Consider the following 14,073-nt stretch of genomic DNA (forward strand, 5'->3'; position numbering starts at 1 on the left):
CATGGCCCCGGAGCGACCATGGCACTGACGGTCTTCGCTGAAAAGATGGGCTTTTGGCACCGCGGAAGCGACGGCTTCGGCGTCGCTCCCCTCGACGTCTGCCTCTCGCCGCCCCCGGGCCCCGTGCCCATCCCCTACACCAACTTCTTGCGCGCCATCGATCTGGTCAAGGGCAGCAAGACCGTCCACATCGACGGCGAGCCCACGGCCCTCGAGAACGCGTCCGAGACCTCGACGAGCACCGGCGACGAAGGCGGCACCCTCGGCGGCAGCGTGATCACGGGGAAGATCCTCGGGAAGGGCTACTTCACGGTCTGGTCGATGACCGTGTTCATCGAGGGCATGGGCGTCGCCCGCCACGGCGACCTCATGGGCCAAAACAGCGCCTCGGCCCCGGGCTCCACCTACAACGGCGGAGCCGTCAACACGGCCGCCAACCCCCAGGCCACGGTGCCCCCGCCGGTCGCCAAGCAGCAGGCCGGCCCGCCCGCGGTGCTCCAGGCCACCGGGCCCGGCAACTCCAAGCCCAAGCAGCTGATCCCCTGCGACTTCGAAAAGATCAGCTTCAGCTGCGGGCACACCAAGGACGAAGACAAGCGCAAGGGCAAGGTCTTCGAATTCACCTTCGACGGCAACATCAAGGACAACCTGGCCAAGGGCCCCAAGGACAAGCCCTACACCAAGAACATCCAGCTCACCGCCGGCCCCGATGACTTCGGCGCCGATGAGCTGTCGATCAAGATCAGCGGCGGCCCCGGCTTCGCCTGCGGCAAGGGTCACCCAAAGGTAGCGATCACCGATCGCGCCACGGGCAAGACCACCACCAAGGACGGCGAGCTCGACATCAAGTTCAAGGCCAAGTGCAAGCGCGTCGACTTCGTCAGCGCCACGGGGCTGACCATCGGCGGCGCGCTCGCCTACTTTTGGTTCTCGCCCAAGACCACGAACACCTATATCGTCGAGATCGGCTCTTGCGGGGTGCTCGCCAACCTCAACCCCGGCTTTCGCAAGCTCTCGCGCACCGTCGAGGTGTTCTCTGGCGACACCTACAAGCTGAGCATCTCGCTGCCGCCTTCGCTCACCGTCAAGTCCGAGAACGGCGAGCCGCTGGTTCAAGGCGCGCGCCAACCTTCGGCGTGGGACAATGAGGGCGTCGCCAGGGCCAAGGCGCTCAGGGCCAAGGCCAGCCAGAACTTCGTGTTCGAGCGCAACGGCGAGGACTACTCGAGCAAGCTCAACATCGGCAACATCATCGCGCTGATCGTCCACGGCCGCGACGCGCTCGCCGCGATCATGGACGACATCGATGGCCTCAAGGTCGGCGTCAAGCCGGTCTGCGAGGTCGAGTTCTTCACCGGCAGCCTCAGCATCGAGTGGGGCGCCAAGGAGTGGACCGACCAGCGAGTCTACCGTTGGTGGAAGATCGAGGCCCAGCTGACCTTGGTCAAGCTCAAGGTCGGCATCGCGGCGGGGCTCGAGTTCTTCAAGGACTCGAGCTGGGCGGTGGTCGGCGTGCTCGAGGGCGCGATCACGGGCGAGGTCCCGCTCTCGCTGTCCGCCGAGGCCGAGCCCGACAAGCCCAAGCCGACCGAGCTCGGCGTGGCCGGCAAGATCACCGGCGCGGTCACGGCCACCGGCCAGCTCGGTGACCGCTGGCTGTTCATCGAGGGCGTCATCCAAGCTTCGCTCTCCGTCGAAGCCTCGTTTGCGATCGGCGAAAACGTCCCCTGCGAGCTCAACCACAAGATCCACTGGAGCGGCCTCGAGACCGAAGCCAAGGTCGAGTCCAAGATCTTTGGCAGCCTGGGCTCCAAGAAAATTACCCTGATCGAAGGCGGCATCCTGTCCGAGGGCCCCGTGTTCGATCCCAAGCCCAAGCCCGCCCAGACGACGCCGCGCCGTCGTCGTCGTCGGAGTTGACCGCCGCCATGCCCAAGCCCGCTTTCTACATCCGCGCCGAGGCCCAAGACTGCGCCGCCGAGATCCTGCTCAACGGCGCCCCCGTGCTCGCCGGCCCCGCCCGCTTCCCCTGGTCCGCGGTCCCGGCGATGAGCGAGTGGGTCGTCAACGGTGACAACGAGCTCGGCGCGCGGATCACCGAGCTCGGCGACGCCCCGCGCCTGCGCGTGTCCTTGTGCCTCGGCGAGCTCGGGGTCTCGCCCTCGGCCGAGAACGAGCACGAGATCGTGGTCATCGAGCTGGTCATCCCCGAGGGCGTCCCCCCGGTGGCCCCGCTCGAGATCAGCGACGTCGGCCAGGCCCAACACGCCTGGGGCCAGTGGTACTGGGAGGGCGCCCCGCCCTTCGCTGGCGACCGCCACAGCCGCCAGGCCGTGCTCGACTTTCTCCAGGTCATCCACGCCGGCCTCGCCGCGGGCTCCGTCGACGCGCTGATCGCCGCGAGCGGCTACAAGTTCGCCGACCTCGCGCGCTGCTACGACCTGACCTTGTCCGATATCCACGCCCAGCTGCGTGCCGTGTTCGCCGAGCTCTCGAGCGAGCCGGGCTGGGCGCTGGCCGACATCGATCCCAGCGACCTCGAGCTGCGCCTGCACTGCGACGGCCGCGTGCTCGAGCCGGTGACCAGGTCCGGCGAGCCGGCCTTGCGCCAGCAGACCCGCGAGGGCGAGCAAGGTTGGTCGATCGGGCTGTTCATCGTGCGGACGCACTGGGATCACGTCGATCAGCTCGCGGTCATCCGCTGAGCCCCGCGAGTCGTCCATACTCCGCGCGTGACGACCAATAGAGCCTGCTGCTCGTGCTCGGCTGCGGCGACCAGACCCTCCCCGGCGACGACGAGGTCGGCGACACCGAAACGCAGGACACCTGGGTTCACCCCTGCGCAGGCCAGAGCCCGCCGCAGGGACCCCTCGCCCTCGTCAGCGGCGAGATGCAGCCGGGCAACTTCGCCCGCCTCGACGATCAATTCAGGCCATCAAAATGCGGCGAGGATCGCCTCGTAGACGGTGTCCCAGCCCGACTCGGTGTTCAGATCGATGCTCGGGTTGGCGTCGGCGTAGTTGAAGTAGCTGTCCAAGATCCCCTCGGCGTCGTAGATGTAGACGTCGTCGGTGCCGAGGCCGGGCTCGTTCATCAGATCCCAGGCGTCGACCTCGGCCGTGTCCTGGAGCAGGGGGAAGCTGGCGCGATCGATGAGCTCCTGCTGCGCGGCCTCGTAGCCCGCCTGATTGATCGCCACGAACCATACGTCGTGGCCCTCCAGGCTCAGCTGCGCGCGCATCTGTTCGAGCTTGACCATGGTGCCCTGGCAGATCTCACAGGTCGCGCGGACCAGGACGACCACGGTCACCTGGCCCTTGAAGGTCTCGAGCCCGTAGACCTCGCCAAAGTTGCAGCTTTGCGGCTGAAAGTCCTCGAGTTCGAAGTAGGCCCAGGTCGAGCCGGGCTGCGTGGGCGTGGCCGGCTGGTTGGCGTCGACGGGGGTCGGCGCGATCTCGTAGGGCCCCGGGCACTCGAGCTCACCGCTCTCGGATCCATCGGTGTCGCCGCTCTCCCCGCCCGTCTCGGCCTCCCCCGTCTCCTCGCCCTCCCCCTCCCCCTCGCTATCCGACTCGGCCTGCGCGTCCTCCCCCTCTTCACCCGCGCTCGTGTCGTCGCCCGCCGCCTCGTCTTGGCCGCCGGACTCCCCGACGCAGCCACTGACCAACGAGAGGCCAGACGAGGACAAAGAGACGGCCAGACCCCACGCGAGAGCTCGCAGACGCATGCCCGCGAGGATAGCAGTCAGCTCGGCGAGTCGTAGGCGCAGCGAAAGCCCACGTAGATCATCCGGCTCCCCGCGCTGAAGGAGCCGCTCTCGGTCGTTCGCAGGTGAACGGGCTCCGAGGCCCAGTGCCCGCCCCGGATCTCGTCTTCATTGGCCGCGATCGCCACCTTGCCCCCGGCCTGCTCCTTCGCGGCGGCGACCCACTCCGCCGCGTTGCCCGCCATGTCGAGGGCGCCGTAGGGGCTCGCCGCCTCGGGGAAGCTGCCCACGGCGACCGTCGACAGCACGCCGCAGCCCGGGCCGAGCTGGTCGTCGAGGTGGTTCGCCCGGGCGCAGCTCGGCTCCTGCGCTCCCCACGGCCACGGCCGCCCCGTGGTCCCGCGCGCGGCCTTCTCCCACTCGATCCGCGTCGGCAGGCGCCCGCCGAGCCAGCCGCAGAAGCTCTCGGCCTCGGACCTGGTCACGCAGACCGCGGGCTGGCTCGGGCTCGAGAATGGCTCGAGCTCCGCCGGCCGGAGGTCTCGCCAGGCGCTGTGGGAGGAGGCATCTCGAGCCGCCTCGTAGATCTGGCAGCCCCGCTCGCGGCCGCCCACGCAGGTCCCCGCGGTGACGCAGGCGTTGTAGTCGGCGTTGCTGACCTCGAGGCGATCAATCCAAAATTCGCCGACCGCCTCCGAGGTCTGCGGGTACTCGTTCGCAAACCACTCGAGCGGGCACTCGTCGCCAAAGCGCAGGCACAGCTCCCGAGCCATGCGCAGATCCGCGTCGGTCGCCCCCATCAAGAACACGCCCTCGGGCACGAGCAGGCGCTCGTTTTCTCCCTCCAGGCTGGGCTTGTCGGCCACCGGGGGCGCAGCCGCGACCGCCGTGGTCGCCGGGCGAGGCTCCGGCGGGAGCTCGATCTCCGCCGAAGGCATGGCGCAGCCCCACCCGAGCGCCAGTCCAGACGCCAGCCCGACGCCCCTCCCGCGACTGCCCCGCATCACGCCAAGGGTAGCAGCTGCGCGGATCAAAACGAGAACATCAGACCGTACAGACCGATCAGCGAGACGTTGGGGTAGCTCGCGTAGCGCACCGAGTCCCCGATGATGTCCGTGGCGACCAAGGTGCGCTCGAGGAAGATCGCCCGACCCTCGGCGACGATCGAGATCCATCGCCTGATCGAGATCCGCGCCTGGGCGCTCGGCGAGACGATGAAGGTGTAGCGGCCCGTGTTCGGCTCGTCGCGGTTGTTGATCGGCCACGATCCGCCCACGCCCACCCCCACACCCAAGGCCAGCGGCGGGACGACATCGACGATGAGCGCGGGCTCGAAGAGGATCCGCGCCCAGGCGACCTTCTCGCTGACCCGGCGCTCCTCCTCACCGATCGAGCCCGGGCCATAAAAGCCCCACTGACCGATGGTCCCGCCGATCCGGGCCTCATAGGAGAGGCGCGAGAAACGGGGGTTTCGCGGGCGAAAATTGGCCGCGAGCTGGCCCAGGCCCATGAAGTAGACCGGGCTCGAGACCTCCTCGGGGCGCTGCGGGGCCATGGCCAGGCCGCCGCCTTGGACCAAGGTCAGGTTGAAGGTCAACAGCCGCGCCGTGCGATGGACGTCGCCAAATTCGACCGCCCCCTCGCTGACCGCGGCCGAGCCCTCGCGGTAGCGACGATCACCGATCAGCCGGTAGCGCAGGGGATCGCAGCTCGCCCCGGGGGCGAGGATCTGCAGCGAGTCGCGCTTGCTCTGCTCGCGCGCGCTCAGGCGTAGCTCGCCGTCGCCCACCGCGTAGCGCCGCACGCCGCCGTCGGGGTCGAGGAGCTCCACGTGGCTGATCCGGCTGCCGGGGATCTCCGTGCGCCAGTCGCTGATGTCGGCGGAGAGGTAGAGCTGATCGCTGTCGACGTAGGCGCCCAGGGTCTGACCGGGGCGCTGGAGGATCTCGGTCCAGCGCTGATCCGGGGCGCTCTTTTCGAAGCTCACGGCCAGCGGCGTCGAGAGCTCGACCCACTCGTCGTCGCCCTCCTCGCCGGGGCACAGGTACTGGCAGCTGCCGTCGTCGAGGGCCGTGGCCGAGCAGGCAATCCCGCCCTCCAAGGTAGCCCCCGGACAGGTGCCGCGCTCCCACACGCAGGCTGGGGGGCTCCACACGAAGGCGATGCGGTGCGGCGACAGGCGCAGCTTGCCGGCCGGCCAGGCCTTGTCCCAGTCCCCGGCGAAGCGCGTGGCCGTGGGCCGCTCGTCGGCCGTCGGCGGGAGCTCGACCTCGAGGTGGCCAAAGCCCTCGGCCCGGGGCAGCTCCACGCGCATGCGCGAGGTCCCGCGCAGCGGGCCCACGCAGGTGTCGGGATCCAAGCTCGCGTCGTTGGCCCGCAGGACCAGGCGATCACGATCGGACTCGCGCAGGCGCACCCCAGGCAGCTCGACCTCGACCCCGTGGCAGCGCGGCGCGAGCGGGAGGACCACGAGCTCGCTGCTGTCGCTGCCCTCCTCGGCGCGGTAGGCCCGGCCGTGGGCGTCGTAGTGACCGCCGAGGCTGCGCGCCGTGACCACGATGCGCGAGAGATCAGCCTGGACGCCGACGGTGACCACGCCGCCGGTGAGCTTGACCGACTCGAGCAGCGGCGGAGAGCCCTCGAGGTGCTCGAGCATCATGAACAAGATCCGTGGATCGCGAGGGGTGCGATCGCTGATCAGACTGTCGGAGGTGCACGCGACCCACAGCTCGTCGGCGGCCGCGCCCGCGAAGGGCAGCTCGACCCGCGGCAGGCAGGCGCCGCCGGCCTCGCAGACCTGATCGTCCGCGGCGCCCCCCCAGGCCGCCGGATCGACGACCAGCTCGCCGCCGAGCCCGGCCGCCTCTCGCGTGTCCGCGCCGCCCTCCCCCTCCTCGACCTCACCGAGCAACAGCTCGCTCAGGCGCGCGCGCGTGCGCGGGCCCTTGCCCTGGGAGACCACGCAGATCTGCGTGGGCACGTCGCCCACGTCGGGGCGCAGGTCCACCGTGACCACGCCGTAGGGCTTGGCGGCCTGGGCGAGGCCAGGCGCGCAGAGCAGCCACACCAGCGCGAGCACAGCCCAGGCCCAGCGCGGGAGCCAGGCCAACGCGGACCCCCCTCGGGGAACTGGCGCGCACATGAGGCGCTTCATTGGCACTCTCCGGGGCTCGCGGGTCCGCACAGCGAGTAGCCAGCGCAGTCCCGGGGCGAGAAGTTGCGCGTCCGGCTGCGCCGCCGCTCGACGCGGCATACGAAGCAGGTGCCGTCGGCGCGAACCGTGGCCTTGCGCCGGCTCGTCCGCGCCAGCAGCGTGTAGCGATCTTCGTGGAGGTGGCACCAGCCGTGGAGCTCCGCCTCGGCCCCAACCCCAGCCCCAGCCCCGACCCCAGCCCCAACATCGACGCCTGCGTCGGTCTCGGCCTGTGTCTCGGCTCCCGTGCCGGTCTCCTCGTTCCCCGTGTCGCCGTCCTCGTCCTCGTCCTCGCCCTCGCCCGTCCCGGACTCGTCAGCGCCCTCGCCGAGCGCCGCGGCGCTCGCCCCCTCGGCTTCGGGCGGAGGCTGGCTGGAGCCTGCGCCGCCCTCCCCCGCGGACGGCTGCGGGCCCTCGCCTCGAGGCGGCGCGTCGAGCCCTGGCTGCTCCTCGGGGAGGCGCTGCTCCTCGGGCCCAAAGAGCCCGAGCGCCGCGGCGATCATCGCGGCCGCGATCACCAGCCCCAGCGCCGCCATGCCCAGCCAGCGCCAGCTCGAAGCGTCTGCGTGGCCGTCGACCTGCGCGCCCGAGAGCTCGGCCGCGAGGGCGCTCAGCAGCGTCGACATGTCACGGTGGCGCGCGCCGGCCGTGGGCTCGAGGCCCTTGGCGATCAGCTGCCACAGCCTCCGGGGGACCGGCGAGTCTGACGGTGGCGCGACCACTCGACCGCCCGCGACCGCCTCGATGTGGCCGGTGATCGTGTCCTCGCCAAAGGGCCGCGCGCCATAGAGGCCCTCGTAGAGCGAGGCACAAAAGGCGAACTGATCGCTGGCCGCGTCGGCGGCCTCGCCCGCGTAGAGCTCCGGCGCCATGTACAGCGGCGTCCCGATCAGCGCCCCGGTCTCCGTGAGGTGACCCGAGAGCGCGAGCTGTCGCCGCGACACCTCGACCTCCAAGGTCTCGCCCTCGGCGAGCAGCACGTCGCCGAGCTCGCCCGAGCGCTCGGTCACCGCCCTCGACTCATCTCCTGCTTCATCTTTGGCTTGGTCTTTGGCCGCGCCTTCGGGCGCATCGTCAGCGCGCACGTCCACGGCCTGACGCGCCCGCGCCAGGCCAAAGTCGAGCACCCGCACCCGGCCGTCGTCGCCGACCAGCACGTTCTCGGGCTTGAAGTCGCGGTGGACCAGGCCCACGTCGTGGGCGGCCTCCAGCCCGCGCCCGGCCGCGAGGAAGACCTCGAGGATCTCGCGCCAGTCCCCGCGCGAGCGCCCCGCGAGCCAGCGCCGCAGGTCTCGCCCGGCGACGAGCTCCATGGCCACGAACACCTGCCCGTCCTCGACGCCCACGTCGTAGACCGTGATCACGTTGGGGTGCGAGAGCTTGGCCAGCGAGCGAGCCTCGCGGAGCATGCGGGCCCGCGCCTTGTCGTCGTCGGCGGCGCCCGCATGCAGCAACTTGACCGCGACCGGGCGATCGAGATCGGGGTCGTGGGCGCGGTAGACCACGCCCATCCCACCGGCACCCAGGCGCGAGGCCACGCGGTAGCGACCCACCACGATGCGCTCGGTCTCGGCCCCCTCGCCCTCGGGCGGACCAAAGAGCGCCGCCGCCACGCCCGCTCGAGCGCGCCGCGCTTCGAAATCGTCGTAGGCCGGAGCAGCCTCGCCCAGAGGATCGAGGCGTGTGTTGGAGGGCTCGCCGGACATCGAGTCGAGGCCGACTCTAGCAGCCCTTGCGCCACTCGGGGATCGAGGCCGACGCACGGCCAAGCGCGTCGCTTTTGCCGCGCCCTGGTGCCGATGCTAGATCCTTCGACATGGCCCAGCGCTGTGATCCAGGCGACAATTCCTGTCCACACTGCGGGTCCGCCCTGGTCCAGCCCTCGCTGGCTCGCCGCCGCGGCCCTCGCTGGCTCGGGCCGCGCGAGCTCCTGCTCGCCGCTCTCGGCGTCGGCCTGCTCCTCGGCTTTGGCTGGGTCGACGATCAAAGCACCTGCGCAGACCTCCAGCGTGGTGAGAACCCAGCCGCCACCGCGGCCCGCGACGAGGCCCTCGAGCACTTCATCGCGGCCCGCTGCGCGGGGGAGCAGTGCGAGGCCGAGCACCTCGGCAGCAAGGGCTGCAAAGCCAAGCTCCGCCTGCGGGAGACCCGGAGCGACGCCTACGGCGAGCGCCAGGGCACCTTCGACGTCACCTTGGGCCTCGACTACAGCCCCAACCGCGAGCGCTGGACCGTCGAGCGCGTGCTCTCGGAGCGCCAAGTCCTCGGCCTGCCCTGAAGCAGCCGACCACCCGAGCACGCCCCACGACCTCGATCGTGGCGGGCGCTCGCGGTGATCGACCGCACCAGGCGATCACCGCTCTCAGTCCAGGGACACCTCGTTGGGAAAGTAGTCGCCGACCGCGAGGTTGTAGGTCACCTGCGTCGTGAAGATCGGCTGCCCGTCGACGCACAGGCTCCCGCCGAACTCGAGCACGTGATCACCCGGCGAGAGCGGCGTGACCAGGGCCCAGTAGCCGTCGGAGACCGTCGGGTCGTAGATCCCCGGGGGCAAGGTCCCCTCCGGGTCGTCGTTGAACTGGCCCTTGACCACCTCCATGGCGAAGGGCCCCGCGGCCACCCGGTTGTCGTCGAAGTCGGTCAGCATCGGCGCCCCGTCCAAGCTCAGCTCGAGGTCGCAGGCCAGATCCAAGACCCCGCCCAGCGCCGCGGCCAGGTCCTCCGCCGGGAGCTGCGGATCGTCGGGGTGGTTGAGGTTCACCCCGTTGATCAGCGGAAAGAACAGCGCCTTGCCCGTGGGCACCTGGCAGCTTCGCGTGGCCGCCCCGCCAGCGGTGCCCGCGAGAAAGAAGAGCTCGTCGCTCACGTCTCCGAGACCGCAAGACGATCCGTCTGGATCGAGGATGGGGTGATCTTGGCCCTCGATCCCGTAGGACCAGGACCACCACTGGGTCGAGAGGGTCTCGTAGATCGCGGTCGTGGTCGGATCGTCGGGGACGATCACGACACCGTCGTCGCAGGCGGTGACCCCCGCGAGACCGACGAGCACGAGAGCGGTGATGGTGTATCGATGGGTATGCATGGTGTTTGTCCGCTGCACCGAGCGAGTCCGTCTCGGTGCGCGGGGATGGACGCGAGCTCGCGCGCATCGATCCCTCGCCTCGGACAATTCTCGAACACACTCGAGCGCCCCTCGGCGACACCCCCGAACGTGGCCGTGGCCGTGGCTGTGGCCGCGCCCTCGCATGGGCGCTACAACGACCCGCGTCCATGCGTGTCGTCGCCCTGCTCGCGACCTTGCTCGCCCCGCCCGAGCAGCCCGCGGAGCCCCTCGCTCCCGCTGTTCAGCGTCCCCGTCGCCTCCAACTCGAGTGGCAGGGGCCTCCAGCCTGTCCGAGCATCGACGAGGTCCGCGAGCGCCTCGACGCCAGGCTCCCCGAGCTCGACGCGCCCCTGCTCCCCGGCCAGCTGCCCCTCGAGGTCCACGCTCAGCTCGTCGCCGCCCCGAGCAACGATGAGTTCGAGCTCGAGCTGAGCCTCGTGCGCGGGCGAGAGAGTCACGCGCGCGTGATCAGGGCGAGCAGCTGCTCGCTGCTGACCGACGCGGCGGTGCTGGTGATCGCGGTCACCCTCGATCCCGTGGCCACTGCCCTGAACCTCCCCGCCAAGACCGAGGCGCCCACGTCCCCCTCAGTCCCAGAGCCCGAGCCCGAGCCCGAGCCCGGGCCCGGGCCCGCCCTCGGCCCGCCCGAGCCCGCTCCCCAGCGGCCAACCGAGCGCGAGCCCCCTCCCGCGCCCGACCTCGACCTCGACCTCGACCTCGACCCGCCTACCAGGCCGCGAAGCGCCGAGCCCGGGCGAGCGCGAGGCCTCGAGGCACGCGGGCTCCAGCTCGCCGCCCGCGTCCTCCCCAGCGGCGGCTACGGGCCCACGAATACCGCCTACGCGTCCATCGGCGGCGGCCTGGCCGTGCTCGGCGAGCGCTGGCGGGCCGGCGCCGACGCCCGCTGGGTCGTGCCCCGCAGCGTCACCCGATCCGACGGGGTCGGCGGCAGCTTCGACGCGTGGCTGCTCGGCGCCCTCGGCTGCTTCGTCCCCGGGCGTCGCCACATCGAGCTTCCGCTGTGCGCCGGTCTCGAGGCCGGCCAGCTCCGCGCGCGCGGCCTCGACACCCTCCCCGTCGCCACACGAGCCACGATCCCCCACGTCGCCCTGCGCCTGAGCCAGGGGATCACCTGGGTGCCACTCGAGCACCTCGCCTTTGGCTTCGACCTCGAGCTCGCCGCGCCCCTGACCCGCGGCGAGTTCGTCGTCGACGATCTCCTCGTCCAGCGCGTGCCTCCGCTGACCGTACGCGGCATCCTCGGCGTCGAGCTGCGCCTACCTCGCGCCGGCGCGTCGAGGAACAAATAAAAATTCGTCCGCCGCGGGACGGATCCCCCGACTCGTGGTGACGTCCCCCAGAGCATGCCCCCGCGTGCCCAAGCCGCCGCCTCTCTCGCGCCCGTCGACGAGCGAGAGCGAGAGTTCAGCGCCCTCTACCGGGCGCACTTCGGCTATGCGTGGCGGACCCTGGCCCGCTACGGCGTCCCTCGAGCCAGCCTCGAGGACGCGGCCCAGGAGGTGTTCATGATCGTGCTGCGCCGCTTTGGCACCTGGAGCGGGCGCGCCTCCTTCCGCGCCTGGCTCCACGGGGTCGCCCGCCGGGTCGCCTCTGCGCAGCGCCGCCGCCAGCACCGACACCAGCGCAAGCTCGAGGCCCTCGACCAGCGCGGCGAGCCCCCCCGCGTCGCCCTCGACCAGCAGCTCGACGAGCGCCGCCGCCTCGACGCCCTCGCCGAGGCGATCGAGCGGCTCGAGCCGCGGCGCCGCGAGGTCTTCGTGCTGACCGAGCTCGAGGGCCTGAGCGCCCCAGAGATCGCCGACGCCCTCGGCTGCAAGCTCAACACCGTGTACTCGCGCCTGCGCCGGGCTCGGGCGGACATCAACCGCGAGATGGCGGCGCACTACGGAGCAGACCATGGCTGAGCTTCCCGAGCAGCTGCGCCGAGATCTGGCGAAGCTCGCCTCCGCGCGCGCCCACGCCAGCCCTCCCCCCGGCGCCGAGGCCCGCGTCTACGCGGCGCTCGAGGCCGCCAGCCCCTGGCCGCAGGTCGAGCTCGACGCGCCGCCAGACGCCCAAAACGCGGGACCCCAGCCGGACATCGGCGCCGCCGAGCTCCTCGAGGTCGGCGCGCGAGGGGTCGCTGGCGCGGCGAAGCTCGCGTGGGGTGCGAAGGTCGTAGCGATCACGCTCGCGCTGACCGGCGGCGGCCTGCTCGGCTTGCGCGGGGTCGTGCTCGCGACGCGGGCCATCTCGCCGCCCCCCGCGACGAGCCTCGACCCTCGGTCCCAGACCGGCTCCCCTGCGCCGGCCTCTCCTCCAGCTCACCAAGCGGCCCCTCCCCAGGCCCAGCCAGCCCCCGAAGACGCGTCCGTCCAGCCGCCCCCGCCCTCCTCCGAGCCGCCCGCCGCCCTGCCCCCGAAGGCCGCCGCCAAGCCAGCCGCGGCCCCCCTGGCTCGCTACGCGAGCCGAGCCAGCTCCCCCGAGGACCTCGCCGCAGAGCTCGCCCTGCTCGAAGCCGCCCGCGCAGCCTCGTCGCCCGCGGCCGCCCTCGAGCAGCTCCAGCGCCACGAGCAGCGCTACCCCGAGGGCGTCCTCGCCATGGAGCGAGACCTGCTCACGATCGAGAACCTCTGCGCGCTCGAGCGCTTCGACGCCGCCCGCACCCGCGAGCGTCGCTTCGCCCGCGACCACGCCGACTCCCCGCAGCTCACCAAGCTGCGCACCCGCTGCCCACAGCTCGCCTCGCCGCGACAGCCCACGCAGGGATGAGCCGCGGATCCGGCCGCTCTCACCTGGCCACGGACGCCCGCCGGAGCATGACCGCCGCGGCTAGCCCCGCGACCAGGAACCCTCCGGCCAGGGCCAGCATCACCGGGTGCTGGCCGCGAGCGTCGACGGCGACCCCCACCGCCGGGCCGACCACCAGAAAGCTCAGTCGAAACAACATGCTGCGCAGCGACAGGAAGCCGGCGCGGTCGCGGCTGGGCACCAGCTGCTGCTCGCGGTGACCGAGCACCGGGCCGTGGAGCCCGCGCATCAGCGTCAGCAGGTAGTAGCAGACGAAGCCCCACAGCGCGTGGCTCAGACCGAGGCCGAGGTAGCCGGCGCAGATCAGCGCCGTGCACCACAGCGCCACCGCCCTCAGCGAGCTGCGGGCGAAGAGCCGGTGGCCGACCAGCGCCGCCGCGGCGACGGTGAAGTTGGCCACCGCCCACATCGGTCCGAGCCAGGGCTCGGGCAGACCGGCGTCGAGGGCATAGAGCTGCACGGTCCACACCGGGATGAAGGACGCCAGACCGAGGATCACCGCCGTCAGCATCACCGCCCGCAGCTCTCGCTGCTCGAGCAGGGCGTGGCGGACCATGGTCCGGATCTGCCCGAGGCTGTCGTGGAAGCTCGGGCGCTCGCGCTCGGGCTCGACGAGGGCCAGGGCCAGACCCAGGCCCAGCAGCGAGGACACTGCCTGGGCGATGAAGGGGCCCCAGACCGCGGCCGCGAAGAGCAAGCCGGCGACCAGCGCCGCCGCGCCCTCGGCCAGCTGTCCGCTCGAGGTCTGGCGCCCCGCCCAGCGCGAGAACTCGTGCTCCCGGCCCCGCTCGCACAGCGACTCGTAGAGCAGCGCCGTGTCGCAACCCGAGAGCAGCGCCATGCCCACCCCCAGCAGCAGCTCGGCGCAGACCACCCCCTTCCACGTCGGGATCAGGCCATAGATCGGCCAGGCGCAGGTCCACAGCACGAACGCGAAGATCAGCGAGCGCCGGTAGCCGATGCGATCGGCGAGGTAGCCCGAGGGGAATTCGAGCAAGACCATCGTCAGGCCGAACACCCCCTGCAGCAGCATGATCTGCGTGACGGAGAAGCCGACCTCCCGCTGGAGGAACACGCTGAGCACGGCGATCGGGAACATCGCCATCTGGGCCGCCCGGATGCCGCACAGCAGCGCGGGGTTGCGATCCAGACGAGCGGAGGGAGCCGAAGCGGGGGCGGAATCCCCTGCGGGCCCAGGGCCGGACTCCAGGCGGGCGTTGGCCACGGCCCAGTCTACGCCACGAGCCCACGCCGCGGCTG

At 71.4% G+C, this 14,073-nt stretch carries 13 protein-coding genes; 6 read left to right on the forward strand and 7 right to left on the reverse strand.

Annotated features, from left to right (window positions below):
* Window positions 1-18 precede the first annotated feature (18 nt).
* The gene (locus G6O69_RS31015; protein ID WP_172307083.1) at window positions 19-1,920 is read left to right on the forward strand and encodes a DUF4150 domain-containing protein; all 1,902 of its coding nucleotides are present in this window, start codon (window positions 19-21) and stop codon (window positions 1,918-1,920) included.
* Window positions 1,921-1,928: 8 nt separating this feature from the next.
* Window positions 1,929-2,705: a hypothetical protein gene (locus G6O69_RS31020; RefSeq protein ID WP_172307084.1), complete on the forward strand. Its 777-nt coding sequence runs from the start codon at window positions 1,929-1,931 to the stop codon at window positions 2,703-2,705.
* Here the strand turns inward: G6O69_RS31020 and G6O69_RS31025 are convergent.
* The 5 genes from G6O69_RS31025 to G6O69_RS40765 form a co-directional block, all read right to left on the reverse strand.
* Window positions 2,684-2,836 (reverse strand): hypothetical protein, encoded by a 153-nt coding sequence (locus G6O69_RS31025; RefSeq protein WP_176397193.1) that lies wholly within the window; start codon window positions 2,834-2,836, stop codon window positions 2,684-2,686. The two genes, G6O69_RS31020 and G6O69_RS31025, sit on opposite strands and share 22 nt — an antisense overlap.
* 99 nt (window positions 2,837-2,935) lie before the next feature.
* A complete protein-coding gene (locus G6O69_RS31030) occupies window positions 2,936-3,727 on the reverse strand; it encodes a redoxin domain-containing protein (RefSeq protein ID WP_172307085.1) in 792 nt (263 codons plus the stop codon).
* Between the two features lie 17 nt (window positions 3,728-3,744).
* Entirely contained in the window at window positions 3,745-4,644 is a 900-nt protein-coding gene (locus tag G6O69_RS31035) for an SUMF1/EgtB/PvdO family nonheme iron enzyme (protein ID WP_172307086.1), read from the reverse strand.
* A 92-nt stretch (window positions 4,645-4,736) separates the two neighbouring features.
* On the reverse strand, window positions 4,737-6,860 hold the full coding sequence (locus G6O69_RS31040) for a hypothetical protein (protein ID WP_176397194.1): 2,124 nt from the start codon (window positions 6,858-6,860) through the stop codon (window positions 4,737-4,739).
* On the reverse strand, window positions 6,857-8,605 hold the full coding sequence (locus G6O69_RS40765; protein ID WP_255215918.1) for a serine/threonine-protein kinase: 1,749 nt from the start codon (window positions 8,603-8,605) through the stop codon (window positions 6,857-6,859). The genes G6O69_RS31040 and G6O69_RS40765 overlap by 4 nt, the downstream gene beginning before the upstream one ends.
* Before the next feature lie 110 nt (window positions 8,606-8,715).
* Here G6O69_RS40765 and G6O69_RS31050 point away from each other — a divergent pair, with 110 nt between their 5' ends.
* Window positions 8,716-9,177, forward strand: a complete 462-nt coding sequence (locus tag G6O69_RS31050) for a hypothetical protein (RefSeq protein ID WP_172307088.1) — start codon at window positions 8,716-8,718, stop codon at window positions 9,175-9,177.
* 84 nt (window positions 9,178-9,261) lie between these two features.
* Here G6O69_RS31050 and G6O69_RS31055 read toward each other — a convergent pair whose 3' ends face one another.
* The gene (locus G6O69_RS31055) at window positions 9,262-9,981 is read right to left on the reverse strand and encodes a hypothetical protein (RefSeq protein ID WP_172307089.1); all 720 of its coding nucleotides are present in this window, start codon (window positions 9,979-9,981) and stop codon (window positions 9,262-9,264) included.
* A gap of 188 nt (window positions 9,982-10,169) precedes the next feature.
* On the opposite strand from G6O69_RS31055, the gene G6O69_RS31060 reads away from it, so the two are divergent.
* The 3 genes from G6O69_RS31060 to G6O69_RS31070 are packed head-to-tail and all read left to right on the forward strand — an operon-like array spanning window position 10,170 to window position 12,774.
* Window positions 10,170-11,312 carry a hypothetical protein gene (locus tag G6O69_RS31060; protein ID WP_172307090.1) on the forward strand — a complete coding sequence of 381 codons (1,143 nt, stop codon included), beginning with the start codon at window positions 10,170-10,172 and terminating at the stop codon, window positions 11,310-11,312.
* A gap of 54 nt (window positions 11,313-11,366) precedes the next feature.
* Window positions 11,367-11,927 (forward strand): RNA polymerase sigma factor, encoded by a 561-nt coding sequence (locus G6O69_RS31065; RefSeq protein ID WP_172307091.1) that lies wholly within the window; start codon window positions 11,367-11,369, stop codon window positions 11,925-11,927.
* Window positions 11,920-12,774: a hypothetical protein gene (locus G6O69_RS31070; RefSeq protein WP_172307092.1), complete on the forward strand. Its 855-nt coding sequence runs from the start codon at window positions 11,920-11,922 to the stop codon at window positions 12,772-12,774. The genes G6O69_RS31065 and G6O69_RS31070 overlap by 8 nt, the downstream gene beginning before the upstream one ends.
* Before the next feature lie 19 nt (window positions 12,775-12,793).
* Here the strand turns inward: G6O69_RS31070 and G6O69_RS31075 are convergent, their stop codons facing one another.
* Window positions 12,794-14,038 carry an MFS transporter gene (locus tag G6O69_RS31075; RefSeq protein ID WP_172307093.1) on the reverse strand — a complete coding sequence of 415 codons (1,245 nt, stop codon included), beginning with the start codon at window positions 14,036-14,038 and terminating at the stop codon, window positions 12,794-12,796.
* Window positions 14,039-14,073: the final 35 nt, after the last annotated feature.

The organism is Pseudenhygromyxa sp. WMMC2535, from assembly GCF_011083025.2.

Excerpts from the sequence above, each read along its gene's own strand:
- G6O69_RS31050 (WP_172307088.1), top strand. The coding sequence starts at position 8,716 with ATGGCCCAGCGCTGTGATCCAGGCGACAATTCCTGTCCACACTGCGGG.
- G6O69_RS31020 (WP_172307084.1), top strand. The coding sequence starts at position 1,929 with ATGCCCAAGCCCGCTTTCTACATCCGCGCCGAGGCCCAAGACTGCGCC.
- G6O69_RS31035 (WP_172307086.1), bottom strand. The coding sequence starts at position 4,644 with ATGCCTTCGGCGGAGATCGAGCTCCCGCCGGAGCCTCGCCCGGCGACC.
- G6O69_RS31065 (WP_172307091.1), top strand. The coding sequence starts at position 11,367 with ATGCCCCCGCGTGCCCAAGCCGCCGCCTCTCTCGCGCCCGTCGACGAG.
- G6O69_RS40765 (WP_255215918.1), bottom strand. The coding sequence starts at position 8,605 with ATGTCCGGCGAGCCCTCCAACACACGCCTCGATCCTCTGGGCGAGGCT.
- G6O69_RS31055 (WP_172307089.1), bottom strand. The coding sequence starts at position 9,981 with ATGCATACCCATCGATACACCATCACCGCTCTCGTGCTCGTCGGTCTC.
- G6O69_RS31030 (WP_172307085.1), bottom strand. The coding sequence starts at position 3,727 with ATGCGTCTGCGAGCTCTCGCGTGGGGTCTGGCCGTCTCTTTGTCCTCG.
- G6O69_RS31040 (WP_176397194.1), bottom strand. The coding sequence starts at position 6,860 with ATGAAGCGCCTCATGTGCGCGCCAGTTCCCCGAGGGGGGTCCGCGTTG.
- G6O69_RS31060 (WP_172307090.1), top strand. The coding sequence starts at position 10,170 with ATGCGTGTCGTCGCCCTGCTCGCGACCTTGCTCGCCCCGCCCGAGCAG.
- G6O69_RS31015 (WP_172307083.1), top strand. The coding sequence starts at position 19 with ATGGCACTGACGGTCTTCGCTGAAAAGATGGGCTTTTGGCACCGCGGA.
- G6O69_RS31070 (WP_172307092.1), top strand. The coding sequence starts at position 11,920 with ATGGCTGAGCTTCCCGAGCAGCTGCGCCGAGATCTGGCGAAGCTCGCC.